The sequence below is a fragment of the Thermasporomyces composti genome, assembly GCF_003386795.1.
GTDB lineage: Bacteria > Actinomycetota > Actinomycetes > Propionibacteriales > Actinopolymorphaceae > Thermasporomyces > Thermasporomyces composti.
Genome location: NZ_QTUC01000001.1, coordinates 3794908 through 3818961 on the forward strand (window position 1 = coordinate 3794908; position 24054 = coordinate 3818961).

The 24054-nt window shown below is 70.1% G+C and carries 23 protein-coding genes; 19 read left to right on the forward strand and 4 right to left on the reverse strand.

Annotated features, from left to right (window positions below):
- Nucleotides 1–187 precede the first annotated feature (187 nt).
- Nucleotides 188–1282 carry a glycoside hydrolase family 172 protein gene (locus DFJ64_RS16515; RefSeq protein WP_245941180.1) on the forward strand — a complete coding sequence of 365 codons (1095 nt, stop codon included), beginning with the start codon at nucleotides 188–190 and terminating at the stop codon, nucleotides 1280–1282.
- Between the two features lie 43 nt (nucleotides 1283–1325).
- On the opposite strand, the gene DFJ64_RS16520 is transcribed toward DFJ64_RS16515, so the two are convergent.
- On the reverse strand, nucleotides 1326–2147 hold the full coding sequence (locus DFJ64_RS16520; protein WP_115851260.1) for a FadR/GntR family transcriptional regulator: 822 nt from the start codon (nucleotides 2145–2147) through the stop codon (nucleotides 1326–1328).
- A 158-nt stretch (nucleotides 2148–2305) separates the two neighbouring features.
- Here DFJ64_RS16520 and DFJ64_RS16525 point away from each other — a divergent pair, with 158 nt between their 5' ends.
- The 14 genes from DFJ64_RS16525 (at nucleotide 2306) to DFJ64_RS16590 (ending at nucleotide 18337) form a co-directional block, all read left to right on the forward strand.
- Nucleotides 2306–3850: a UxaA family hydrolase gene (locus DFJ64_RS16525; RefSeq protein WP_115851261.1), complete on the forward strand. Its 1545-nt coding sequence runs from the start codon at nucleotides 2306–2308 to the stop codon at nucleotides 3848–3850.
- The gene (locus DFJ64_RS16530) at nucleotides 3826–5205 is read left to right on the forward strand and encodes a nickel pincer cofactor-dependent isomerase, group 22 (protein ID WP_245941181.1); all 1380 of its coding nucleotides are present in this window, start codon (nucleotides 3826–3828) and stop codon (nucleotides 5203–5205) included. Before DFJ64_RS16525 ends, DFJ64_RS16530 begins: the two co-directional genes overlap by 25 nt.
- Before the next feature lie 125 nt (nucleotides 5206–5330).
- Nucleotides 5331–5918, forward strand: coding sequence for a Rieske (2Fe-2S) protein (locus DFJ64_RS16535; protein ID WP_245941182.1), 588 nt, complete (start codon nucleotides 5331–5333; stop codon nucleotides 5916–5918).
- A gap of 84 nt (nucleotides 5919–6002) precedes the next feature.
- Entirely contained in the window at nucleotides 6003–8147 is a 2145-nt protein-coding gene (gene uvrC / locus DFJ64_RS16540) for an excinuclease ABC subunit UvrC (protein WP_115851262.1), read from the forward strand.
- Nucleotides 8128–8997: an RNase adapter RapZ gene (gene rapZ, locus DFJ64_RS16545; protein WP_115851263.1), complete on the forward strand. Its 870-nt coding sequence runs from the start codon at nucleotides 8128–8130 to the stop codon at nucleotides 8995–8997. The genes uvrC and rapZ overlap by 20 nt, the downstream gene beginning before the upstream one ends.
- Entirely contained in the window at nucleotides 8994–9983 is a 990-nt protein-coding gene (locus tag DFJ64_RS16550; RefSeq protein ID WP_115851264.1) for a gluconeogenesis factor YvcK family protein, read from the forward strand. Before rapZ ends, DFJ64_RS16550 begins: the two co-directional genes overlap by 4 nt.
- Nucleotides 9984–10082: 99 nt before the next feature.
- Nucleotides 10083–11063, forward strand: coding sequence for a DNA-binding protein WhiA (whiA, locus tag DFJ64_RS16555; protein ID WP_115851265.1), 981 nt, complete (start codon nucleotides 10083–10085; stop codon nucleotides 11061–11063).
- Between the two features lie 370 nt (nucleotides 11064–11433).
- Complete coding sequence (gene gap, locus DFJ64_RS16560) at nucleotides 11434–12456, forward strand: type I glyceraldehyde-3-phosphate dehydrogenase (protein WP_115851266.1); 1023 nt, start codon at nucleotides 11434–11436, stop codon at nucleotides 12454–12456.
- 2 nt (nucleotides 12457–12458) lie between these two features.
- On the forward strand, nucleotides 12459–13652 hold the full coding sequence (locus tag DFJ64_RS16565) for a phosphoglycerate kinase (protein WP_115852175.1): 1194 nt from the start codon (nucleotides 12459–12461) through the stop codon (nucleotides 13650–13652).
- 35 nt (nucleotides 13653–13687) lie between these two features.
- Nucleotides 13688–14467: a triose-phosphate isomerase gene (tpiA, locus tag DFJ64_RS16570; RefSeq protein WP_211310846.1), complete on the forward strand. Its 780-nt coding sequence runs from the start codon at nucleotides 13688–13690 to the stop codon at nucleotides 14465–14467.
- A 179-nt stretch (nucleotides 14468–14646) separates the two neighbouring features.
- Nucleotides 14647–15372: a RibD family protein gene (locus DFJ64_RS19990; RefSeq protein ID WP_115851268.1), complete on the forward strand. Its 726-nt coding sequence runs from the start codon at nucleotides 14647–14649 to the stop codon at nucleotides 15370–15372.
- A gap of 3 nt (nucleotides 15373–15375) precedes the next feature.
- Entirely contained in the window at nucleotides 15376–15852 is a 477-nt protein-coding gene (locus tag DFJ64_RS19995; protein WP_115851269.1) for a cytidine/deoxycytidylate deaminase family protein, read from the forward strand.
- A 64-nt stretch (nucleotides 15853–15916) separates the two neighbouring features.
- The gene (locus tag DFJ64_RS16585; RefSeq protein ID WP_245941183.1) at nucleotides 15917–16687 is read left to right on the forward strand and encodes an enoyl-CoA hydratase; all 771 of its coding nucleotides are present in this window, start codon (nucleotides 15917–15919) and stop codon (nucleotides 16685–16687) included.
- Nucleotides 16688–16753: 66 nt separating this feature from the next.
- A complete protein-coding gene (locus tag DFJ64_RS16590; protein WP_115851271.1) occupies nucleotides 16754–18337 on the forward strand; it encodes an N-acyl-D-amino-acid deacylase family protein in 1584 nt (527 codons plus the stop codon).
- Between the two features lie 20 nt (nucleotides 18338–18357).
- Here the strand turns inward: DFJ64_RS16590 and pgm are convergent, their stop codons facing one another.
- Entirely contained in the window at nucleotides 18358–20007 is a 1650-nt protein-coding gene (gene pgm, locus DFJ64_RS16595) for a phosphoglucomutase (alpha-D-glucose-1,6-bisphosphate-dependent) (RefSeq protein WP_115851272.1), read from the reverse strand.
- Between the two features lie 104 nt (nucleotides 20008–20111).
- Between pgm and DFJ64_RS16600 the strand changes: the two genes are divergently transcribed.
- Nucleotides 20112–21587, forward strand: coding sequence for an MFS transporter (locus DFJ64_RS16600; protein WP_115851273.1), 1476 nt, complete (start codon nucleotides 20112–20114; stop codon nucleotides 21585–21587).
- Here DFJ64_RS16600 and DFJ64_RS16605 read toward each other — a convergent pair.
- Nucleotides 21581–21916 carry a YciI family protein gene (locus DFJ64_RS16605; RefSeq protein WP_115851274.1) on the reverse strand — a complete coding sequence of 112 codons (336 nt, stop codon included), beginning with the start codon at nucleotides 21914–21916 and terminating at the stop codon, nucleotides 21581–21583. The genes DFJ64_RS16600 and DFJ64_RS16605 overlap by 7 nt on opposite strands.
- A gap of 115 nt (nucleotides 21917–22031) precedes the next feature.
- On the opposite strand from DFJ64_RS16605, the gene secG reads away from it, so the two are divergent.
- The 3 genes from secG (at nucleotide 22032) to rbsK (ending at nucleotide 23712) form a co-directional block, all read left to right on the forward strand.
- Entirely contained in the window at nucleotides 22032–22265 is a 234-nt protein-coding gene (secG, locus tag DFJ64_RS16610; RefSeq protein WP_115851275.1) for a preprotein translocase subunit SecG, read from the forward strand.
- A gap of 114 nt (nucleotides 22266–22379) precedes the next feature.
- On the forward strand, nucleotides 22380–22736 hold the full coding sequence (locus DFJ64_RS16615; protein ID WP_115851276.1) for an RNA polymerase-binding protein RbpA: 357 nt from the start codon (nucleotides 22380–22382) through the stop codon (nucleotides 22734–22736).
- A 55-nt stretch (nucleotides 22737–22791) separates the two neighbouring features.
- The gene (gene rbsK / locus DFJ64_RS16620) at nucleotides 22792–23712 is read left to right on the forward strand and encodes a ribokinase (protein ID WP_115851277.1); all 921 of its coding nucleotides are present in this window, start codon (nucleotides 22792–22794) and stop codon (nucleotides 23710–23712) included.
- A gap of 3 nt (nucleotides 23713–23715) precedes the next feature.
- Here rbsK and DFJ64_RS16625 read toward each other — a convergent pair whose 3' ends face one another.
- Nucleotides 23716–23928: a DUF2277 domain-containing protein gene (locus DFJ64_RS16625; protein WP_115851278.1), complete on the reverse strand. Its 213-nt coding sequence runs from the start codon at nucleotides 23926–23928 to the stop codon at nucleotides 23716–23718.
- Nucleotides 23929–24054 lie beyond the last annotated feature (126 nt).

Here is a 24054-nt window from a genome sequence, read left to right on the forward strand (position 1 = left end):
TTTGCCTCTGCACCGTTGACCGTCAGGCACACCGTTGACCGTCAGGCCGGCGGCCCCAGTGATCAGTCCCAGGGCGACGTGTCCGGCATCACGCCCCGTGTCCGGGACAGGTCACGACGGAGGGTCGGGTTGGGTGGCCGTGGGCCGGTACGTTTCCGGGGTATCGATTTCTCGGAAAGGATGCAGCGTGAACGCACTCGGAGGTCTCGGCAGCGGACTGGTCAACGGCCTGGCTGACCTCGCGCGGGTGTCCACCGCGGTGACCCGCTCGATCAGCGCGGAGAACCCCACGGGCGAGAAGGGCCGGGGTGGCGCGGCGACCGAAGGCACCGGGGCGCACGCCGCCCGTGACCTCGGACGAGGGTGGAAGGTCTCGCCCTCCATCCGGATCGAGGGCGGCACCACGGCGACCCTCGCCGAGATCCAGGGACCGGGCGCGATCCAGCACATCTGGCTCACCACGCACACCGTCAACTGGCGCCGCCTGGTGCTCCGCTTTTTCTGGGAGGACGACCCGCGACCCGCGGTCGAGGTGCCCGTCGGTGACTTCTTCGGCCAGGGATGGGGCACGTTCGCCCAGCTCAGCTCGTTGCCGGTGGCGGTGAACCCGCACGGCGGGTTCAACTGCTACTGGGCGATGCCGTTCCGTCGCTCGGCTCGGATCACGCTGGAGAACCTCAGCGACGAGGACGTGATCGTCTACTACCAGGTCGACTACACCCTCACCGAGGTCGGCGAGGACGTCGCCTACTTCCACGCCCAGTGGCGACGCAGCAACCCCCTCCCGTACGCCGAGGTGCACACGATCCTCGACGGGGTGGAGGGGGCCGGTCACTATGTCGGGACCTACCTCGCCTGGGGGGTCAACAGCACCGGCTGGTGGGGCGAGGGCGAGGTGAAGTTCTACCTCGACGGAGACGAGGAGTTCCCGACGATCTGCGGCACCGGCACCGAGGACTACTTCGGCGGCGCCTGGAACTTCGACGTGCCGGGGCAGGGATACACCGCGTTCACGACCCCGTTCCTCGGGTTGCACCAGATCATTCGGCCGGACGGCCTCTACCAGAGCCAGCAGCGGTTCGGCATGTACCGCTGGCACGTGCTCGACCCCATCCGGTTCAGCACCGACCTCCGCGTGACCGTGCAAGCACTGGGATGGCGGTCGGGCGGCCGCTACCTCCCCCTCCAGGACGACATCGCCTCGACCGCGTTCTGGTACAGCGACCAGACCTCCCACCCCGGCTGGGGTCCGATGGACCACGACACGCTGGAGATCTGCTGAGCGGCGGTCACGGTGTGCGCAGTGGCCAGGGCTGGGCTCGCCGTCACCGCCCGGGTGCGGCGGCCCGGCCCACCCGCTCACGGTGCGCCGCTGACGCGGCGGCGAGGGAGGCGGTGAAGTCCTCCGTCTCCTGCAGGTGCTGGTCCATGAGCACACCGGCGGCCTTCCGGGCCCTCCGCCGCACCGCGGCCATGATCTTCGTGTGGTACGCGATGGCGCGTTCGGCCAGCTCGGCGTTCTCCTCGACCGTGCGACGCCGCACGGTCCGGAGCGCGCCATCGATGGAATGGAAGAGGGTCAGGGCGAAGGTGTTGCCGGCGGCGCGGAGCAACGCGTCGTGGAAGTCGACGTCCGCGGAGCTGAAGGTATCCAGGTCCTTGCGCTCCCAGGCCTCCCGCATCGTGCGGACGGCGTCCTCCATGCGGGCCAGGTCGGCGGCGGTCCTGCGCACCGCGGCGAGCTCGGCGATGCCGCGTTCGACGATGCGGCGCAGCTCGGTGAGCTCATGGGCCAGTTCATACCCTTGCTCCAGCGACACGCGGGCGTTGAGGACGGTGCTGTCGAACGGCGCCCAGACCGTTGGGGGGTTGACGAACGTCCCCCTGCCCTGCTGGACGCGGAGCACGCCCCGCTGCCGCAGGTCCTTGATGGCCTCGCGTAGCGTCAACCGGCTCACTCCAGCGCGCTCGGCGAGGACCGGCTCTGGTGGAAGGCGGGTATCGGGGGGATACACGCCGGCCACGATCTCATCCAGCAGGCGTTCGGCCAGCTGATCGGCGAGGACGGCGCGATTCGCGGTGGCGAGGTCGGCGTCAGCGCGCCGGCTGCTCGACGTCGCGGTGCCGTTGGCGAGGTGCTCGGTCATCTCGACGTACGCCTTTCTGGGTGGCCAGCTCCGGACGAAATCCACGGCCAACAGGAAGGTTCAGAGTATGGCAGTCGGCTGGGCAGCTCGTCGGCACGGGCCGGGGCAGTACCATCGCCAAATCGAAACATCAGATGTCTGGAGGGTGGCGTAACCCCATGGACGCTCCGACGCTCGCCGAACACACGCTCCGGCTGCACGCCGACGACAACGTGGTCATCGCCATGCGGGACATCGAGCCGGGGACCTACCAGCTGCCCGGCGGTGGCACCCTCGACGTGACGGACGTGATACCCCGAGGGCACAAGCTGGCGGTCACGCCGGTCGCGGAGGGGCAGCCGGTGCGGAAGTACGGCCAGGTGATCGGCTTCGCTAAGGAGGCCATCGCGCCCGGCCGCCACGTCCACACCCACAACACAGCGTTCCAGATGTTCGACCGGGAGTACGAGTTCGGCGTCGACACCCGACCGACGCAGTACGTCCCGGAGACGGCGCGAGCCACGTTCCAGGGCATCGTCCGGCCGGACGGCCGCGCCGCGACCCGGAACTACATCGGCATCCTCACGACCGTCAACTGCTCGGCGACCGCGGCGAAGCTGATCGCGGAGCGGTTCCGGTGGGACGCCCTCGACGACTACCCGAACGTGGACGGGGTCGTCGCGCTCACCCATGGGACCGGCTGCGGCATGGCGGGGCCGGGCAGCGAGTCCTTCGAGGTCCTGCGGCGCACGCTCACCGGTTACGCCAACCACCCGAACTTCGCCGGCTTCCTCGTGCTCGGACTCGGCTGCGAGGTCAACCAGGTCTCGACGCTCGTCGAGCACTGGCAGATCCCCGAGCACAAGATCACGGTACCGATGACCATCCAGGAGCTTGGCGGCACGCGCAAGACGGTCGCGGAAGGCGTGGCCCGCATCAAGGAGATGCTGCCCGACGTCAACAAGGTGACGCGGGAGACGGTGCCGGCGAGCGAGCTGATCCTGGCGATGGAGTGCGGCGGATCCGACGCCTACTCCGGCATCACCGCCAACCCGGCGCTCGGCGCCGCCGCCGACCTGCTCGTCCAGCACGGCGGGACGGCCGTCTTCGGCGAGACGCCGGAGATCTACGGCGCGGAGCACCTCCTCGCTCGGCGCGCAGTGAGTCGAGAGGTAGGCGAGAAGCTCATCGCCCGCATCCGCTGGTGGGAGGAGTACACCGCCAAGCACGGCGGCTCCATGGACAACAACCCCTCGCCCGGCAACAAGGCGGGTGGCCTCACCACGATTCTCGAGAAGTCGCTCGGCGCCGCCGCCAAGGGCGGGACGACCAACCTCGTCGACGTGGTCGAGTTCGCCGAGCCCGTCACCGCGAAGGGCCTGGTCTTCATGGACACCCCCGGCTACGACCCGGTCAACGCGACCGGCATGGTGGCGGGCGGTGCGCAGGTGCTCTGCTTCACCACGGGACGGGGTTCGGCGTTCGGCTGCAAGCCGACGCCGTCGATCAAGCTGGCGACCAACACGCCCGTCTACGAGCGCATGATCGACGACATGGACTACAACTGCGGGCTCATCGCGGACGGCGGCATGTCGGTCGAGGAGGCTGGGCGGGAGATCTTTGAGCTGGTGCTCCGGGTGGCGTCCGGCGCCAAGACGAAGAGCGAGGAGCTTGGCTACGGTGACGAGGAGTTCGTGCCATGGCAGCTGGGCGCGGTGATGTGACGACGGCGACCGTGCCGCCGGGACAGCCGACGGCGGCGTCCGCGGCGTGCGCGCCGAGCCTGGGGCCCTTCGAGCGGGTCCGCGGGCTGACGGCCAAGGCCCCGCTGCCGCGTCTGCTGCCGGTGCGTCAGCGCTACGACGCCCCTGTCGAGCCGGACGTCGTCGCGGCCACCCGCCGGGAGCTGGAGTCGCTGCGTGGCCGGATCCAACCCGGCGCCCACATCGCGGTCACGGCAGGTAGTCGGGGAATCCGGGATGTCGCGGTCGTCATCAAGGCGGCGTGCGACTGGCTGAAGGAACTCGGCGCCGAGCCATTCATCGTGCCGGCGATGGGCTCGCACGGTGGCGCGACCGCCGACGGGCAGCGGGCGGTCTTGGCGTCGTACGGCGTGACCGAGGAGCGGATGGGCGTGCCCATCCGCGCGACCATGGACACCGTGGTGCTGGGTCGGGTTCCCGACGGCCCACCCGTCCACCTCGACGCGTACGCCGCCCAGGCGGACGGGATCCTGCTCGTCAACCGGGTCAAGCCGCACACCGACTTCCACGGCGAGGTGGAGAGCGGCCTCGCCAAGATCGCCGCGATCGGGCTCGGCAAGCAGCGCGGCGCGGAGGCCATCCACGCCTACGGTTCCCCGAACCTGCCCCGGTGGGTGCCTCTCGTGGCGCGGCGCATCGTCGAGAGTGGCCGCGTCCTGGGTGGGCTGGCCATCCTGGAGAACGCGTACGAGCGAACGGCACGGGTCGCGTTCGTCGAGCCGGACGGCGTCGCGGGAGCCGCGGAGGCGGCGCTGCTGGGCGAGGCGCGCCAGCTGCTCGGTCGACTCCCGTTCGACGACCTCGACGTCCTGATCGTCGACGAGCTGGGCAAGGACAAGTCCGGCTCGGGCATGGACACCAACGTCATCGGACGGATGTGGATCGAGGGCGTCCCAGAGCCGGAGCGTCCGCGCGTCACCAACATCACCGTCCACGCGATCAGCGAGGCGTCCCACGGGAACGCCGTGGGGGTGGGTCTGGCCGACTTCATCCCCTTCCGCGTCCTCGAGCAGATCGACCTCCACGCCCTCTACGTCAACGCGATGACGTCCGGGATCGGCGGCGTCCGCAGGGCCAAGCTGCCGATCGCGCTGCCCACGGATCGCGACGCGGTGGCCGCCGCGATCGCCATGTGCGGGCGGCCCGACGTGGAGAACGTGCGACTGGTGCGGATCCACGACACGCTCGACACGGTGTCACTGCTCGTGTCGGAGAGCTTGCGGGCGGAGGTCGAGGCGCATCCGCGGCTGGAGGTGACCGGAGACCCGGTACCGTTCGAGTGCAGCGCGGAGGGGGATCTGCCGGCGTGGCCGTAGCCACGTGCTCAGGTGACCGGTGGGTTGGGGACGATCCAGCCGGGGTGAACCGGTCGGCGGGTCCTTCCGTGTGACAGGTCGAACCGACCATCACACAGGAGACGCCACGCACTCAGGAGAGCCACGTGGACTACACCAAGCCGCAGCCCGTGCCTGCGTCCGACATCTCCGGCGAGACCACCGGTGACCATGGCCGGTCGTCGACCACCGACCTGAGCCGGCGCCGGGTGCTGGGAGGCGTCGCGTTGACCGGGGCCGCCCTCCCGATCCTGGCCGCCTGCGGCGGCGGGCCGGAGCCGTTGCCGGACAATGACGACACCGGGTCGGACGATGGCACGGCGGCTGAGACGCCGGAGGCCGCCGCGTCCGAAGAGACGGAGACCGGCGAGCCGGGGGCTGGAGACCAGGGTCGGCAGGGCTCCACCGGTCAAGCCCTGGCCAAGACCTCGGAGATCCCGGTCAACGGCGGCAAGGTCTATCCCGAGCAGCAGGTGGTCGTCGTCCAGCCGGAGGCCGGCAGCTTCAAGGCGTACAGCGCCGTCTGCACCCACCAGCAGTGCACCGTCACCGCCGTCCAAGACGGCTCGATCATCTGCCCCTGCCACCAGACCCGGTTCAGCGTCGCCGACGGCAGCGTGCAGTCCGGTCCCGCGCCGGAGCCACTGCCCGCGCGGGCCATCACGGTCGACGGCGACACGATCATCCTGGCCTGACGCGAGAGTGATCTTGCGCACGACGTGATCAGCCAGTGCGGGGCGGGAGGCCGACACGCGGGTGAGTCGCCTACCCTCGGATAAGTGGCAGATCCCGCGACCTACCGCCCCGCACCCGGGTCCGTCCCGGACGCACCCGGCGTCTACCGCTTCTCGGACGAGTCCGGGCGAGTGATCTATGTCGGAAAGGCGAAGAGCCTCAGGTCGCGGCTCGCGTCGTACTTCCAAGACCTCGCCTCCCTCAACCCGCGCACTCAGGCGATGGTCCAGTCGGCCGCCAAGGTCGAGTGGACGGTGGTCAACAACGAGGTCGAGGCGCTGCAGCTGGAGTACTCCTGGATCAAGGAGTTCGACCCACGGTTCAACGTCAAGTACCGCGACGACAAGAGCTACCCGTGGCTCGCGGTCACGCTCAATGAGGAGTACCCACGGCTGCAGGTGATGCGCGGGCCGAAGAAGCGGGGCGTCCGCTACTTCGGCCCGTACGTCCACGCCTGGGCGATCCGGGAGACGCTCGACCTGCTGCTGCGGGTGTTCCCGGCGCGGACCTGCTCCAACGGCGTCTTCAAGCGGTCGCAGCAGATCGGCCGGCCGTGCCTCCTCGGGTACATCGGCAAGTGCTCCGCTCCCTGCGTCGGCCGGGTCTCGGCCGAGGAGCACCGCCGGATCGTCGAGGACTTCTGCGACTTCATGTCTGGCCGCTCCGCCCCGTACGTCAAGCGGCTGGAGCGGGAGATGAAGCAGGCGGCCGCGGAGCTGGACTTCGAGCGGGCCGCGCGGTTGCGTGACGACCTCAAGGCGTTGGAGCGCGCCCTGGAGAAGAACGCCGTCGTCCTCCCCGACGGTACCGACGCCGACGTGATCGCGTTGGCGGAGGACCAGCTCGAAGTCGCCGTCCAGGTGTTCCACGTGCGCGGCGGTCGGATCCGCGGCCAGCGCGGCTGGGTCGCCGACAAGACCAGCGACGCCGGAACCGGCGACCTGGTGGAGAGTCTGCTCACCCAGCTCTACGGCACGGAGTCCGGCGAGGGAGTCCCGAAGGAGGTGCTGGTCCCGGCCTTGCCGGCCGATGCGGAGGCGCTCGCGCAGTGGCTGAGCGAGCGTCGCGGCTCCCGGGTGGATGTGCGGATTCCTCGACGCGGCGACAAGCGGGCCTTGCTCGAGACGGTCGCGCGCAACGCGGCCGAGGCGCTCGCCCTGCACAAGACCAAGCGGGCCAGTGATCTGACCACTCGAAGCCGGGCCTTGGAGGAGATCAGGGACGCTCTCGGGCTGGACGAGGCGCCCCTGCGGATCGAGTGCTACGACGTGTCGAACCTGCAGGGTTCGAACGTCGTCGCGTCGATGGTGGTCTTCGAGGACGGGCTGCCTCGCAAGAGCGACTACCGGCGCTTCACCATCCGCAGCCGGGGTCGGGGCGACAGCGCCAATGACGTCGCGGCGATCCACGAGGTGATCACCCGGCGGTTCCAACGCTACTTGGCCGAGCGCTCACAGACCGGCGAAGTCGCCGCGGGGCAGCGGCCCGACGGCGGGGGAGGCGAGCCTGACGCGTCCGCTGTGCCCGCCCCCGGTGAGGGCTCGCCCACCGTCAGCTCGCTCATCGACCCGGAGACCGGGCGCCAACGCAAGTTCGCCTACACACCGGGCTTGGTACTCGTCGACGGTGGACCGCCACAGGTAGCCGCCGCCAAACGCGCGCTCGACGAGCTGGGCATCGACGATATTCCGGTCGCGGGTCTGGCCAAGCGGCTGGAGGAGGTGTGGCTCCCTGGGGCGGAGGATCCGGTCATCCTGCCGCGTACGAGCGAAGGGCTGTACCTGCTCCAGCGAGTGCGTGACGAGGCTCACCGCTTCGCGATAACGTTCCACCGCCAGAAGCGGTCGAAGTCGATGGTCGAAAGCGCGCTCGACGGCATCAGCGGTTTGGGGGAGACCCGGCGCAAGGCGCTCTTGCGGGCGTTCGGCTCTCTCAAACGTCTGCGGTCGGCCTCCGTGGAAGAGATCGCCCAGGTCCCCGGGATCGGAACCCGAACGGCGCAGGCGGTGGTCGAGGCGTTGCGGCAACGCGCCGAGACGCGCCCCGCGGTCAACACCGCCACGGGTGAGATCGTCGACGACGGGTCCGCCGGACCATCGGACGATGGCGAGCCATCGGACGACGGCGGCGGCCCGAGCCCGAACATCCCGCAGCGACAGGAAGTCACCAATGGCGAGGCGCCCACCTGAGCTGGTGCTCGTCTCCGGCATGTCCGGGGCGGGCCGAAGTACCGCCGCCGATGTCCTCGAGGACCTCGGCTGGTTCGTCGTCGACAACCTCCCTCCAGAGTTGCTCCCCACCGTGGTGAAGCTGCTCGCCGAGGGGCAGCGCGCGGTCGCCAAGGTCGCCGTCGTGATCGACGTGCGGTCCGGCTCCTTCTTCGCCGCCTTGCAGGGATCGCTCAGGGCGCTCCGCGCTCGCGGGGTGCGACCCACGCTGCTGTTCCTTGAGGCGAGCGACGAGGTTCTCGTCCGTCGCTACGAGAGCGTGCGGCGCCCCCACCCGCTCCAAGGCGACGGGCGGGTCCTGGACGGCATCGTCGCCGAGCGTGAGGCGCTGCGCGAGCTGCGTGCCGTCGCCGACCTGGTGATCGACACCTCGAACCTCAACGTCCATCAGCTCACGGCCAAGATCGTCAACGCCTTCGGTGATCCGGACGACCAGGCCCTGCACGCCACGGTCGTCTCGTTCGGGTACAAATACGGCATACCGGTCGACGCGGACCACGTGGTCGACTGCCGGTTTCTCCCCAACCCCTACTGGCAGCCTGAGCTGCGCGGACAGACCGGTCTCGATCCAGATGTCCGCGAGTACGTGCTCAAGCAGGACGACGCCCTGCCGTTCCTCGACCGGTACGAGGCGTTGGTGACCTCCTTGGCACGTGGCTACCTGCGCGAGGGTAAGAGGTTTGTGACGATCGCGGTCGGTTGTACTGGCGGCAAGCACCGGAGTGTGGCGATGGCAGAGGAACTGGGGACGAGGCTACGCGCGCACGGAATCGGGACCCTCGTCCTGCACCGCGACCTGGGGCGGGAATGAGCCGGCGAGAGTCGTCCAGCGGTCGGAGCGTGCCCGCCGCGCCGCGGTCGGGGCCCAAAGTGGTAGCACTCGGCGGTGGTCACGGTCTCGCGGCGTCCTTGTCCGCCCTGCGCCACGTGACCGATAACCTCACCGCCGTCGTGACGGTCGCCGACGACGGCGGGTCCTCGGGGCGCCTGCGTCGCGAGTTCGGGGTCCTGCCACCCGGCGACCTCCGCCAGGCGCTCGCCGCGTTGTGCGGCGACGACGAGTGGGGACGGACCTGGGCTGAGGTCCTCCAGCACCGGTTCGAGAGCGACGGCCCGCTCGCCGGCCACGCGGTCGGCAACCTGCTCATCGTGGCCATGTGGCAGCGGCTCGGCGCGCACGTCACCGGGCTCGACTGGGTGGCCCGGCTGCTGGGTGCGCAGGGGCGGGTGCTGCCGATGTGCGACGTGCCGTTGGAGATCACCGCCCAGGTCGAGGGCTTGGACCCGAATGACCCGACGGCGGTGCGCACGTTGCGCGGCCAGTCCGTGGTGGCGGCCACGACCGGGCGAGTGCTCAGCGTGGCGCTCGAACCCGCCAACCCTCCGGCTTGCCCCGAGGCGCTGGCGGCGATTCGTGCGGCCGATGGCATCGTCCTCGGCCCGGGCTCGTGGTTCACCAGCGTGCTGGTCCACCTCCTGGTGCCCGAGCTGTCGGCTGTCCTGCACGAGGCCAAGGGCACGCGCGTGCTCACCCTGAATCTCGCTCCACAGGCGGGGGAGACGCGAGGCTTCTCGCCGGAGCGGCACTTGGAGGTGCTGCGCGCGCACGCACCGGACCTGCGCATTGACGTCGTGGTGGCGCACGATGCGTTCGTCGCCGACCAACCGGCGCTGGCGGCGGCCGCCTCCGCCCTCGGCGCTGAGCTGGTCGTCGCCGATGTGGCTCGCCGTGATGGATCTCCACGGCATGATCCCGAGCGCCTGGCCCAGGTCTACGCCAAAGTCCTCGGCGGCTAGGACGGTCAACTCACTCTGCGTCACCATTTCTATTCGCGGCGAGCTGACCGGCTTGACCCATTGGCCGAATGACACCGCTATGCGTGGCAGTATCAGGCCATGGCAATGACGGCTCAGGTCAAGGCGGAACTGACGAGCACGACGGTGACGAAGCCGTGCTGCCGCAAGGCGGAAGTATCCGCCATGCTCCGCTTCGCGGGAGGCCTGCACATCGTCAGCGGCCGCATCGTCGTCGAGGCGGAGCTCGACACCGGCGCCTGCGCCCGCCGACTACGGAGAGAGATCGCGGAGGTCTTCGGTCACCCCAGTGACGTCCTCGTCCTGGCGCCGGGGGGCATCCGTAAGGGCAACCGGTTCGTGGTTCGCGTCGTCAAGGACGGCGAGGCGTTGGCTCGGCAGACCGGGCTACTCGACGGTCGGGGGAGGCCCGTGCGGGGCCTGCCTCCCCAAGTGGTCAACGGGTCCACGTGCGACGCGGTGGCGGCGTGGCGCGGCGCGTTCCTGGCGCACGGTTCCTTGACCGAGCCTGGTCGATCGGCCGCACTCGAGGTCACCTGCCCTGGCCCCGAGGCCGCCCTCGCCCTCGTCGGAGCGGCTCGGCGCATCGGTATCGCCGCCAAGGCCCGCGATGTGCGGGGAGTCGACCGGGTGGTCATCCGGGATGGTGACGCGATCGGAGCGTTGCTCACCCGGCTCGGCGCGCACGAGAGCCTGATGGCGTGGGAAGAGCGCCGGATGCGGCGCGAGGTGCGCGCGACCGCGAACCGCCTCGCCAACTTCGACGATGCCAACCTGCGACGGTCGGCGCGGGCCGCGGTCGCCGCCGGCGCGCGCGTCGAGCGCGCTCTGGAGATCCTCGGCGACGACGTGCCGCCGCACCTGAGGACTGCCGGTGAGCTTCGGATCAAGAACAAGCAGGCCAGCCTGGAGGAGTTGGGGCAGCTGCACGACCCCCCGCTGACCAAGGACGCCATCGCCGGGCGTATCCGTCGGCTCTTGGCGATGGCCGACAAGCGTGCGGCTGAGCTCGGCATTCCGGGGACGGAGGCGAACTTGACCCCGGAGATGCTGAACTCCTGAGACATCGACTCCTGAGACATCGACTCCTGAGACGGACGTCACGCCTCAGACACGTCGGTTCACCACCGCGATGCTCGGCTGCCGCACCCCGGCGCGTGACTAGGCTGAAGGTGGGGGAGATGTCGAAGCAGCCGCGGATTCGAGCTGGTCTCGAACAACCTGGGGCGGCCCATGACCGCGCCGCGACCGTGTGAGGGCGGCCATATCGGGGTCAACCTCACCCGATAGTCTCCGAAGGAGAGTGTCGGCGGCCGCCGACCTCTGCGAGCCTGCCCTTCGGCGCAGACACCGGGGAGGCGGCGCCAGGCAACGAGGCCACGCCCCTGTCCGCACAAGCATTGAGAACGCGACTACTGCGAGGGAGCGTCCTGTGACCGTTCGCGTAGGAATCAACGGCTTCGGCCGCATCGGCCGTAACTTCTTCCGCGCCGTTCTCGCCCAGGGAACGGACATCGAGGTTGTCGGCATCAACGACCTCACCAGCAACGACGTCCTCGCGCACATGCTGAAGTACGACTCGGTGCTCGGCAGGCTCGACGCGCAGGTGAGCTTCGATGACAACAACCTCATCGTCAACGGGAAGGCCATCCGCGCGACGGCGGAGGCCGACCCCGCTCAGCTGCCGTGGGGTGAGCTCGGCGCGGACATCGTCATCGAGTCGACCGGGCGCTTCACCAAGGCTGAGGACGCCCGCAAGCACGTCGACGCGGGTGCGAAGAAGGTGATCATCTCCGCGCCGGCGACGGGTGAGGACATCACGATCGTCCTCGGCGTGAACGACGACAAGTACGACCCGGCCAAGCACACGATCATCTCGAACGCGTCGTGCACGACCAACTGCGTCGCGCCGATGACCAAGGTGCTGCTCGACAACTTCGGGATCGTCAAGGGTCTCATGACGACGATCCACGCCTACACCACCGAGCAGCAGCTGCTTGACCAGATCGCGCTCACCCGTAAGGGCACGGTGAACTTGCGTCGTGCTCGGGCCGCGGGCATCAACATCGTCCCGACCACCACGGGCGCGGCCAAGGCCACGAGCCTGGTCATCCCCGAGGTCAAGGGCAAGCTCGACGGCATGGCCTTCCGGGTGCCTGTGCCGACCGGCTCGGTGACCGACCTCGTGGTCGACCTCGAGCGTGAGGTGACCAAGGAGGAGGTGAACGCCGCCTACAAGGCGGCCGCGGAGGGCCCGCTCAAGGGCATCCTGGTCTACACCGAGGACGAGATCGTCTCCTCCGACATCGTCAACACCGCGCCGAGCTGCACGATCGACGCCTCGCTCACGATGGTCAACGGCAACCAGGTCAAGGTTGTCGGCTGGTACGACAACGAGTGGGGCTACTCCAACCGGTTGGTGGATCTGGCGCTTCTTGTGGGTCGGTCGCTGTGACGGTGAAGACCATCGAGGATCTGGGAGACCTGCGGGGCCGCCGGGTCTTGGTGCGCTCCGACCTCAACGTCCCGCTGGCGGGTGACCCGCCCAACCGAACCATCACCGACGATGGGCGGATCCGGGCCAGTGTGCCGACGATCCGTGCGCTTCGTGATCGGGGCGCACGGGTCGTCGTCATGGCTCACCTCGGCCGTCCGAAGGGCCAGCCGGACGAGAAGTACTCGCTCGCTCCGGTCGCCAAGCGGCTCGGTGAGCTCCTCGGCACGTCGGTGGCGTTCGCGGCCGACGTGGTCGGCGAGAGCGCGCGAGCGGTCGTCGCCGGCCTCGGTGAGGGAGAGGTCGCGCTCCTGGAGAACGTGCGCTTCGACCCGCGCGAGACGAGCAAGGTCGACGCGGAGCGGGAAGCCTTCGCCGAGGAGCTGGCGGCGTTCGGTGACGCGTTCGTTTCCGATGGGTTCGGCGCTGTTCACCGCAAGCACGCCAGCGTCTACGACGTGGCCCGGCGGTTGCCGCACGCGGCCGGCCAGCTCGTGCTGGACGAGGTGAAGGTGCTCCGCTCGTTGACGGAGAACCCGGAGCGTCCCTACGTCGTGGTGCTCGGCGGAGCGAAGGTCTCCGACAAGCTGGGTGTCATCGACAACCTGCTCGGCACGGCCGACCGACTGGTCATCGGTGGGGGCATGGCCTTCACCTTCCTGGCCGCGCAGGGGCATGAGGTCGGCCGGAGCCTGCTGGAGGAGGACCAGATCGAGACGGTCCGGGGCTACCTCCAGCAAGCAGGTGATCGGATCGTGCTCCCGGTCGACGTCGTGGCGGCGACCGCGGTGTCCGAGGACGCCGAGTACAGCGTGGTGCCGGTCGACGCGATCCCCAAGGATCGGATGGGCGTCGACATCGGTCCTGAGTCGGCGCGGCTGTTCGCCGAGAAGCTCGCGGACGCGCGGACGGCCTTCTGGAACGGCCCCATGGGGGTCGCGGAGATCCCGGCCTTCGCCAAGGGCACCCGCGCTGTCGCCGAGGCGCTCACCCGGGTCGACGGCCTGTCGGTCGTCGGCGGTGGGGACTCCGCCGCCGCGGTCCGCGCGCTCGGCTTCGCCGAGGACGCCTTCGGACACATCTCGACGGGTGGAGGTGCCAGCCTCGAATACCTCGAGGGCAAGACACTTCCCGGCCTCGCCGTCCTGGAGGACTGACAGTGGCAACCAAGCGAGCCGAGCGCACGCCTTTGATGGCCGGTAACTGGAAGATGAACCTCGACCACCGCGAGGCGGTCCATCTCGTCCAGAAGCTGGCCTGGATCCTGCAGGACAAGAAGCACGACTTCGACGCGGTCGAGGTCGTCGTCCTCCCGTCGTTCACCAACATCCGGTCGGTCCAGACCCTGATCGACGGCGATCGGCTGCGCATTCGGCACGGTGCGCAGGACCTCAGCCCGCACGACAAGGGCGCCTACACCGGGGACGTCTCCGGTGCGATGCTGGCGAAGCTGGGCTGCTCCTATGTCGTGGTGGGCCACTCCGAGCGTCGCCAGCACCACCGTGAGGACGACACGATCGTCAACGCCAAGCTGCAGGCGGCGCTGCGGCACGGGATCCGACCGATCCTGTGCGTGGGCGAGGGACTCGACGTGCGCAAGGAGGGCCGGCACGTCGAGTACACGGTCGGGCAGGTGCAGGCCGCGCTGGACGGCGTGAAGGCGGAGCAGATGTCCGACGTCGTCATCGCCTACGAGCCGGTATGGGCGATCGGCACGGGCGAGGTCGCGACACCGGACGACGCGCAGGAGGTGTGCGCGGCGATCCGCAAGGTCGTGGGCGACCGCTTCGGGGACGACGTCGCGCGCGGTGTTCGGGTTCTCTACGGCGGCTCGGTCAAGGCGTCGAACGTCGCCGGGATCATGGCGAAGCCCGACGTCGACGGCGCTCTGGTGGGCGGGGCGAGCCTCGACCCCGAGGAGTTCGCCGGCATCTGCCGCTACTACGACCTGCCGATCCTGCCGTCGGCATAGGACGGTTGACGCTGGTGGGGCGGGCACGCCGTGCTCGCCCCACTGTCGTCTTCGGGCGAGGTCCCGTACGAGGGCGCTCGGACCTCGCCGATCGGACCAGGGTTGATCGGACTACGGTCGATCGGACAGGGGGTCGATCGGACAGGCGGTCGATCGGACAAGGGTCTCGGGAGCGACGCATGGAGAGTGGCAGGGGGAGGCGGCCGTACGTCGTGGCGAGCTGCGCGATGTCCGTCGACGGCTTGATCGACGACGCCAGCGACCGACGGCTCGTCCTCTCCAACGACGCCGACCTGGATCGCGTCGATCAGGTGCGGGCCGAGTGCGACGCGATCCTGGTGGGCGCCGAGACGGTCCGTCGGGACAATCCGCGCCTGCTGGTGCGATCGGCGAGGCGGCGACGTCTGCGACGCGAGGAGGGTCGTCCCGACTCTCCGCTCAAGGTGACGTTGACACGCAGCGGTGACCTCGACCCGGCGGCACGCTTCTTCACCGAGGGAGGGGCGGAAACGCTCGTCTACGCGGCGTCGGCTGCGTACACCCGGACCCGCGACCGGCTGGGATCCGTCACGACCGTGGTCGACGCCGGGAGCTCGCCCGAGCCGGACGAGGTGCTCGCCGACTTGTGGGCACGGGGCGTTCGCCGGCTCCTCGTCGAGGGTGGGGAGCGCGTCCATACGGCGTTCCTCACCGCGGACCTCGTGGACGAGCTGCACCTGGTGATCGCGCCCTGCTTCGTCGGGCACGCCGACGCCCCGCGCTTCGTCGGACCTGGCCCGTTCCCCCACCACCCCGGCCGCCCCATGACGCTGGTCGAGGTCCGCCCGATCGGCGACGTGGCTTTGCTGCGCTACCGCTTGGGCAGCGGACGGGACGCCGCGGCGGGAGACCAAGCCGACAGGTGAGCGATGGCTGAGCGAACGTCAAGGCGAGAGCCCAGTGAGAGGGATCTCCGATGGCTTCGGGCTGCGATCGAGCTGTCTCGACGCTGCCCGCCCTCCCCGTCGGCGTACTCGGTGGGCGCGATCGTGGTCGACGCGAGCGGCGAGGAGATCGCGCGGGGATTCTCCCGTGAGTCGCACCCGCGTGACCACGCCGAGGAGGCCGCCTTGGCCAAGCTCCCCCCGGGTGATCCTCGCCTCCGCACGGCCACGGTCTACTCGAGCTTGGAGCCGTGCAGCACCAGGGCGTCCCGACCGACTCCCTGCGCACAGCTGCTGATCGAGGCCGGCGTTCCACGGGTCGTGCTGGCCTGGCGGGAGCCCGAGCTGTTCGTCGACTGCCGTGGTGTGGAAGTGCTCGAGGCCGCGGGTGTCGAGGTGGTCGAAGTCCCCGAGCTGGCATCGCTCGCTCGCGCGGTCAACGCCCACCTGTTCGACACCTGAGCGAGTCCGTCGCTCGAGCCGGCCATGTGCCCACGCCGGTGGCAGGGGGCACCATCTCCACGTGGTGGACGAGCTGCTCCTGGACAGGGACGGGGCCATCCTGCGGGTCACGTTCAACCGGCCGCGTCGACGCAATGCCCTGACCTGGGAAATGTACGACGCGTTGCTCGCGGTGTGCCACCAGGTCGAGGCCGACCCTGGCGTCCGGGTGTTGGTCCTGCGGGGCGCTGGCGGTGAGGCCTTCGTCTCGGGCACCGACATCGCGCAGTTCGCGGAGTTCGCGAGCGGCGAGGACGGCGTGGAGTACGAGCGGCGGGTGAGCGACGTCCTCGAGGGCCTCACTCGCCTGCGCGTTCCCACCATCGCGGTGGTGACCGGGTGGTGCGTGGGTGCCGGGCTCGCCGTGGCGGCGGCGTGCGACCTGCGCATCGCCACCCACGGGTCGCGCTTCGCGATCCCGATCGCGCGCACCGTGGGAAACACCCCCTCGCTCGCGACGATCGCCCTCCTCGCCGACCAGCTCGGTGTCGGGCGCACCCTGGACCTTCTCCTGCGCGCACGCGCGATGACGGCGCGGGAAGCGCACGAGGCGGGTTTCGTGTGCGAGGTCTGCGGCGACGAGGAGATCGTCGAACGCACCGCGGAGATCGAGCGGCGACTCCTCGAGCACGCGCCGCTGACCATGTGGGCGGCCAAGGAAGCCATGCACCGGCTGCGGACCGCTCGACTTCCAGACGACACCGACATCCTGCGTCGCGTCTATGGCAGCGAGGATTTCCGCGAAGGAGTCCGAGCGTTCCTGGCGCGCGAACCCCCCAGGTGGGGAGGCCGCTGATCGCTCGCCGTCCAGGGGCACCACCGCCGGTAGCGACCACGTCGGGGGCCTGCCAGGGTTGGCTCCATGAAGGGTGACATCCTCCTGCGCGGGGGCACGCTGCTCGACGGGACCGGAGCACCGGCACAGACCGCGGACGTCCTCCTCGCGGAGGGCCGCGTCGTCGCGGTCGGCCAGCTCTCCGGCACGGACGCTCGGCGGGTGCTCGACGTCTCCGGCGCCGTGGTGTGCCCTGGCTTCATCGACCTGCACTCCCACGCCGACTTCACGGTCTTCAGCGCACCCGACGCCCTCACCCAGGTGACGCAGGGCGTGACCACGCTGGTGACCGGCAACTGTGGCTTCTCCCCGTTTCCGGTGCAGCCCGAGCACGCCGAGGAGCTTCGGGCGCATGGCGGCTTCCTCGACGACGGCCTCCCATGGGAGTGGTCGAGCGCGGCCGAGTACGCCGAGGCGGTGTCCCGGCTTCCGCTCGGCGTCAACCTCGCCTTGCAGGTCGGCCACGGCGCCCTCCGCATCGCGGTCATGGGAGGCGCGGACCGGGCGCCGACCGACGCGGAGCTGACCCGAATGCGGGACCTCCTGCGTTCCTCCGCGAGGACGGTCGTCGGCCTGTCCAGTGGGCTGATCTACGCGCCCGGCTCCTACGCGGACACCACCGAGCTGGTCGCGCTCGCCCGCGAGGCAGCGGCGGCCGGCTTGTTGTACTCCACCCACATCCGAAACGAGGGCGCGGGCCTCCTCGACGCCGTCACCGAGGCGCTGACCGTCGGCCGGGAAGCCGGGGTGCGTGTCCAGATCTCGCACCTGAAGGCGAGCGGCGCCGACAACTGGGGCAAGGTGACGGACGCGCTGACATTGGTGCGACAGGCACAAGCCGAGGGCCTCGACGTCGGCGTCGACCAGTACCCCTACACCGCGTCCAGCACCACCTTGACCGCCTGGCTTCCGGCATGGGCGCTCGCCGGCGGGCGTCAGGCGCTGGTCCGTCGCCTGGACGACCCTGAGCAGGCCGGGCGAATGGCGGCGGAGATCGCCGGCACCGTCAACCGTTCGTTCCGCCCCGACCGCGTCGTCCTCGCGGACACGCCGGACGGTCCCTACCGGCACCTCGTCGGCAAGACCGTCGCGGACGCGGCGGCGGAGCTCGGCCTGGATCCCGCCCGCGCCGTCGTCGAGCTGTTGCGCGGCCAGCGGGGCGTGCTCGGCGTCATCCACCACAGCATGTCCGAGGACGACGTCCGCACGGTGCTGCGGGACCCTGAGGTCGCGGTGGCCAGCGACGGCCACGTCCTCGGCTGTCACGGGCGTGGTCGACCTCACCCGCGTGGGCTCGGTACCTTCGCCCGGGTGCTCGGTCGCTACGTCCGGGAGGAGGGCGTCCTCGACCTCGCGGTGGCGATCCGCAAGGCCACCTCGGTGCCGGCGACGCGGCTGGGCTGGACCGACCGCGGCGTCGTCGTCCCGGGCGCGATCGCCGACCTGGCGGTCTTCGATCCCGCCACCGTGCTCGATCGAGCCACCTACACCGACCCGTGGCAGCTGTCGACGGGTGTGCTGTACACGTTCGTCGGTGGGACGCCTGTCCTCGACGACGGTCATCCGACAGGGGAGGCGCCGGGCCGCGTGCTGCGCCCGGCTCGCCGCTGACCGCGCGAGGGGGTGTGGGGTCAGGCCCCAGTCCGCAGCACCGCGTCGACGATCGCCCGGGCCTCGGCCTGGACCTCGGCCAGGTGCGCGGGACCCCGGAAGGACTCGGCGTAGATCTTGTAGACGTCCTCGGTCCCCGAGGGGCGAGCGGCGAACCACGCGTTGGGCGTCACCACTTTCAGCCCACCGATCGGCGCGTCATTGCCCGGCGCACGGGTCAGCGTCGCGGTGATCGGTTCGCCAGCGATCTCGGTGGCCGTCACCTGCTCGGGTGAGAGGGCGCCGAGGAGCGCCTTCTGCTCCCTCGTCGCCGGCGCGTCGACCCGCGCGTAGGCCGGATCACCGAAGCGGCGGGTGAGCTCGGTGTAGTGCTCGCTCGGGGACCGCTCCGTCACCGCCTGGATCTCCGCCGCGAGCAGGCACAGGAGGATGCCGTCCTTGTCGGTGGTCCACACCGAGCCGTCGCGGCGGAGGAAGGACGCGCCGGCGCTCTCCTCGCCACCGAACGCGAGGCTGCCGTCGAGCAGGCCGTTGACGAACCACTTGAAGCCCACCGGTACCTCGACCAACCGACGACCGAGGTCAGCCGCCACGAGGTCGATCATCGAGGAGCTCACCAGCGTCTTGCCGATGGCGGTGGACGCCGGCCAGCCCGGCCGGTGGCCGCACAGGTACCAGATCGCGACCGCGAGGTAGTGGTTGGGATTCATCAGGCCGGCCTCGGGCGTGACGATGCCGTGACGATCGGCGTCGGCGTCGTTGCCGGTGGCGATCTGGTAGGTGGCCCGTCGGTCGATGAGGGACGCCATCGCGTGGCGAGACGAGCAGTCCATGCGGATCTTGCCGTCCCAGTCCAAGGTCATGAACCGCCAGGTGGGGTCCACGAGCGGGTTGACGACGGTGAGATCGAGCCCGTAGCGCGCGCCGATCTCGCCCCAGTACGCCACGCTCGCACCACCCAGCGGGTCCGCGCCGATCCTGATGCCCGCCGACCGAATCGCGTCGAGGTCGACGACGCTCGGCAGGTCGGCGACGTACGCGTCGAGAAAGTCGTACCGACCCGTGGTGTCGGCCGAGCGCGCGCGGGCCAGGGGGACTCGCCGGACACCGGCCAGCTTGTCGCGCAAGAGAGCGTTGGCGCGGTCCTGGATCCAGCGCGTCACATCGGTGTCGGCCGGGCCACCGTTCGGTGGGTTGTACTTGAAGCCGCCATCGCTTGGAGGGTTGTGCGACGGCGTGACCACGATCCCGTCCGCCAGACCGGACCGGCGGTTCCGGTTGTAGGTGAGGATCGCGTGGGAGAGGGCCGGGGTCGGCGTGTACCCGTCACGGGCGTCGACGAGGACCGTGACGCCGTTCGCCGCGAGGACTTCCAAGGCCGTCGCCCACGCCGGCTCGGAGAGCGCATGGGTGTCCCGTGCGAGGAACAGCGGCCCGTCGACACCCGCGGCCTTGCGATGCTCGCAGATCGCCTGCGTGATCGCCGCGATGTGGTCGTCGTTGAACGACCCGGTGAGGCTGGACCCGCGGTGGCCGGAGGTTCCGAACGACACCGCCTGCTCGGGGACCGTCGGGTCAGGGTGCTCGGTGAAGTAGGCGGTGACGAGGCGGGCGACGTCCACCAGATCGTCTGGTTCGGCTACCTGTCCGGCGCGCGGGTGGGTGCTCATCGACAACCCTCCGAATCGACTCCTGATCCAGGCCTACCCAGCCGCCTAGCCTGCCAGCGGAATCGAGTTGTCCCCACTGGCGGCTCCACCGAGAATGCCGGGTCGTGAGTCGTTCTGAGTCCACGGAGGACGCGTCCCCCGCAAAGGACGCGTCCCCTGGATCACGCACAGCCCGGCTCGTTCGTCGGCTCGGGGCTCTTTGTCCCGATCTGACACCGTTACGAACGTCCCGCGACTTTCGGCTGCTGTGGATCGCTGGCACGATCTTCTACCTGGGCGGGATGGTGACGTATGTCGCCCTCCCGTACCAGATCTACCAGCTCACCGGCTCCAACTTCGCGATCGGCCTTCTCGGGCTCGTCCAGCTGGTGCCGTTGATCGTGTGCGGGCTGTACGGCGGCGTGCTGGCCGACCGTGTCGATCGCAAGCGGGTGCTGGTGGTGACCGGGGCCGCGCAGTGCGTGCTCATCGGTCTGTTGCTCGTCAACGCGGCCCTTCCTGACCCACAGATCTGGCCCATCTACGCCCTCGGCGCGCTCCTCACCGTGACGCAGTCGCTGCAGCGCCCGAGTCGAGAGGCGCTGACTCCCCGGGTCGTTCGCCACGAGGAAGTGCCAGCCGCGGTCGTCCTGTCCTCGATCGGCCTCCAGGTCGGGATGCTCGCCGGGCCCGCGCTCGGCGGCGTTCTCACCGCCAAGGTCGGCGTCGCGTGGGCGTACGCGATCGACGTCGCGGGGCTGCTCCTCTCGACCGCGCTGTTCGCCGCGTTGCGGCCGTATCCACCGCTGACCGACAGCGGGCAGGCTGGACTGGGGAGCGCCATCCGAGAGATCGCTGAAGGGATGCGCTACGCCGTCCGACGCAAGGACCTGCTCGGCACGTACGTCGTCGACATGACCGCGATGGTCCTCGCGATGCCCGTCGTGCTCTTCCCAGCGTTGGCGTCGGACGTGTTCCACCAACCTGCCGCGCTCGGACTCCTCTATTCCGCGTCGACCGTCGGCTCGCTCGTGGCGACCGCGACCAGCGGCTGGACCTCGCGCGTGCACCACCACGGGCGAGCCGTCGTCCTGGCCGCCGCTGCCTGGGGCGCGGCGGTGGCGCTCGCCGGCCTGGCGCCGTCGGTGTGGCTCGCGGTGGCGGCCTTCGTGATGGCGGGCGCGGCGGACATGATCAGCGGCTTGTTCCGCAGCGTCATCTGGAACCAGACGATTCCCGACGATCGTCGTGGTCGGCTGGCGGGCATCGAGATGCTGTCGTACTCGATCGGTCCGCTCGCCGGCGAGGCTCGCGCCGGTCTCGTCGCGGACATGACGAGCGTGCGCGCCTCGATCGTCAGTGGCGGCGCGCTGTGCGTCGTGGGTGTCGGCTTGGTCGCCCGTTGGCTTCGCGAGTTCTGGAGGTACGACGCCCGTACCGACGAGCACGCCGTCCGCGAACGTGAGCGAAGGGCCGCGCTCGCGGCACAGACCGCGACGTCGGATGTCCACGGAGGCGGCAGCGACGCACCTCCCGACGCCAGGGAAGCCTCACCACACGACGGGGCCGCCGCGTCGCTGACCTCCTCAGGACGTCACTGACCTGCTGGCGAAGGAGCGTTCCCCGACGAGGGAGAGGGCGGGGACGAGGTTCCCGCGGCCGATAGCGGAAACAGCGGACGCCACTCCCGCAGCTCCGCGATCTCGTAGACGTCCTCGGGCGTGTAGGGGTCGTCGGCGAGAAGCCGCCGAAGCTCCGCCTCGTCGGCCACGTTGTAGATGAGGAGGGCGCCGGTGTCGTCGACCCACGGTCCGGCGGTCACCAGCTTGCCGGCGGCATGGAGAGAGGCGAGGTACTCACGGTGCTTGGGACGGACACGAAGACGACGCTCGTTGTCCGTGAACCGCAGCTGCACGATGAAGAGCGCCATGCGGGCGAGGCTACAGTGCCGGGGGCTTTCGTTCCCTGTGCAGTGTCGTACTCTTGGGCTTCAGCTTCCAAAGAGTCGGTCAGTGGCGTAGTCGGACAAAGGGGTTCACCGGACCGTGGTCACCACGCTTGCGATCCTGTTGATCCTCACGAGCCTGACGCTCGTGTTGCTCATCTTGCTCCACAAAGGGCGGGGTGGCGGCCTGTCCGACCTGTTCGGTGGCGGAGTGACGTCCAGTCTGGGCGGTTCGTCCGTCGCCGAGCGGAATCTCGACCGGATCACAGTGGGCACCGGCATCATCTGGCTCGCCTGCATCGTCGGGCTCGGATTGATGCTCAAGTTCACCTAGGCCACCACTCCCGTGCGGTGGCGCCACGGCCCGCGGAGCCCGCTCCACTGATCGACCGCGTGAGCTACCCACTGATCCATCGCCCCCGTCAGCGTTCATCACGAGGAGACGTCCGTGGCAAGTGGCAGCGCCATTCGAGGCAGCAGGGTCGGTGCCGGCCCCATGGGAGAGGCCGAGCGTGGCGACGCCGCACCGCGTCGGCGTGTGAGCTACTGGTGCGCCAACCGACACGAGACCCGACCGAGCTTCGCGCTCGATGCTCAGATTCCCGAGTCGTGGGACTGCCCACGCTGCGGGCTTCCGGCCAGCCGGGACGCCGATAACCCACCACCGCCGCCGAAGAACGAGCCCTACAAGACCCACCTCGCCTACGTCAAAGAGCGCCGCACCGACGAGGAGGCCGAGCAGATCCTCCAGGAGGCCCTCCAGCAGCTGCGGGAGCGGGTCGCCCGAGGCGAGATCATCCTCTGAGTGAACCGTCCAGCCCGTCGTGGCTGGTCAGGGTGCCGAGGCTGAGGAGGGTCCGATGCCGAGCCCGCGGGTCTGCGTGCTGGGCAGCGCGAACATGGACCTGGTCGTCTTCGCCGACCGCGCGCCAGCCCGGGGCGAGACCGTGGCCGGCCGGAGCCTCCTCACCGTGCCCGGCGGCAAGGGCGCCAACCAGGCGATCGCGGTGGCCCGAGCGGGGGGCGACGTCCGCATGGTCGGAGCGGTGGGCACCGACGTCTGGGGCGACCAGGTCCTCGCCGTCCTGCAGGCCGCTGGCGTCGATGTCAGTGCGGTCCGCAGGGTGGACGGCCCTACCGGCACGGCGCACGTCCTGGTGGACGCGTCGGGCGACAACTCCATCGTCGTCGTCCCCGGCGCCAATGGCGCCGTCCATGACCCGGTCCCGGGCCTGGACGCCGCACTGGACGGCGCAGGGATTCTCCTGCTCCAGTTGGAGCTGCCTCTCGACGCGGTGCTCGCCGGAGCGCGGGCCGCGCGACAGCGCGGCGTGCGGGTCGTCTTGACGCCCGCTCCGGCCCGAGCCCTACCCGCCGAGCTGCTCGAGCTCGTCGACCTCCTCGTGCCGAACGAATCTGAGGCGGCCGTGCTCACCGGGTGCGGCGATCCCGAAGCGGCCGCCGCCGCACTTCTGGACGCGGTGCCTGAGGTCGTCGTCACCATGGGGGCGCGGGGCGCGGTGTGGCGGCGTCGCGGCGCCGATCCGCTGCACGTGCCCGCGCCCCAGGTGACCGCGGTGGACACGACAGCCGCTGGCGACACCTTCGTCGGCGCGCTCGCGGTCGCGCTTGGGGAGAATCGACCCCCGCGTGCGGCGCTCACCTGGGCCGTGGCGGCCGCCGCGCTGTCGGTGCAGAAGCGGGGCGCGAGCACCTCGATGCCGAGCCGCGCGGAGATCGTGGCCTTCGTGCGGGATGCGTTCGGGCACGAGGTCTGCTGACGGTCAGGCCCTGCCTCGTACGACGAGCTGGTCGAGGAGCTGCTGCGTCGCGGCGGCGACGGCCTCGACAGCGGCGTCGAACGCTTCCCGGTTGTGGGCCGCAGGCGTCCGGAAGCCCGACACCTTCCGGACATACTGGAGCGCCGCGGCGCGAACGTCGTCGGGTGTCACGGTCTCCACGTACGGCGCTCGCAGCGTCTTGATGCTCCGGCACATGGGCGGCTCCGGCGAGTCACAGGCCACGCAGTGTGGTCACGGCGGGTGTCGGACTCGGGCTCGGCGAGCGGCGCCGCCGTGACCCGGTCACCCTGGTAGTACAGCACGGTCGTCGTGCCCGAGCGG

What these genes read in the sequence shown, in the direction of transcription:
- DFJ64_RS16525 (WP_115851261.1), top strand. Translation starts at nt 2,306, where the DNA reads ATGGACGCTCCGACGCTCGCCGAACACACGCTCCGGCTGCACGCCGAC.
- DFJ64_RS16550 (WP_115851264.1), top strand. Translation starts at nt 8,994, where the DNA reads ATGAGCCGGCGAGAGTCGTCCAGCGGTCGGAGCGTGCCCGCCGCGCCG.
- DFJ64_RS16605 (WP_115851274.1), bottom strand. Translation starts at nt 21,916, where the DNA reads ATGGCGCTCTTCATCGTGCAGCTGCGGTTCACGGACAACGAGCGTCGT.
- DFJ64_RS16590 (WP_115851271.1), top strand. Translation starts at nt 16,754, where the DNA reads ATGAAGGGTGACATCCTCCTGCGCGGGGGCACGCTGCTCGACGGGACC.
- pgm (WP_115851272.1), bottom strand. Translation starts at nt 20,007, where the DNA reads ATGAGCACCCACCCGCGCGCCGGACAGGTAGCCGAACCAGACGATCTG.
- rapZ (WP_115851263.1), top strand. Translation starts at nt 8,128, where the DNA reads ATGGCGAGGCGCCCACCTGAGCTGGTGCTCGTCTCCGGCATGTCCGGG.
- DFJ64_RS16520 (WP_115851260.1), bottom strand. Translation starts at nt 2,147, where the DNA reads ATGACCGAGCACCTCGCCAACGGCACCGCGACGTCGAGCAGCCGGCGC.
- DFJ64_RS16625 (WP_115851278.1), bottom strand. Translation starts at nt 23,928, where the DNA reads ATGTGCCGGAGCATCAAGACGCTGCGAGCGCCGTACGTGGAGACCGTG.
- DFJ64_RS19990 (WP_115851268.1), top strand. Translation starts at nt 14,647, where the DNA reads ATGGAGAGTGGCAGGGGGAGGCGGCCGTACGTCGTGGCGAGCTGCGCG.
- tpiA (WP_211310846.1), top strand. Translation starts at nt 13,688, where the DNA reads ATGGCCGGTAACTGGAAGATGAACCTCGACCACCGCGAGGCGGTCCAT.
- DFJ64_RS16530 (WP_245941181.1), top strand. Translation starts at nt 3,826, where the DNA reads ATGGCAGCTGGGCGCGGTGATGTGACGACGGCGACCGTGCCGCCGGGA.
- DFJ64_RS19995 (WP_115851269.1), top strand. Translation starts at nt 15,376, where the DNA reads ATGGCTGAGCGAACGTCAAGGCGAGAGCCCAGTGAGAGGGATCTCCGA.
- whiA (WP_115851265.1), top strand. Translation starts at nt 10,083, where the DNA reads ATGGCAATGACGGCTCAGGTCAAGGCGGAACTGACGAGCACGACGGTG.
- rbsK (WP_115851277.1), top strand. Translation starts at nt 22,792, where the DNA reads ATGCCGAGCCCGCGGGTCTGCGTGCTGGGCAGCGCGAACATGGACCTG.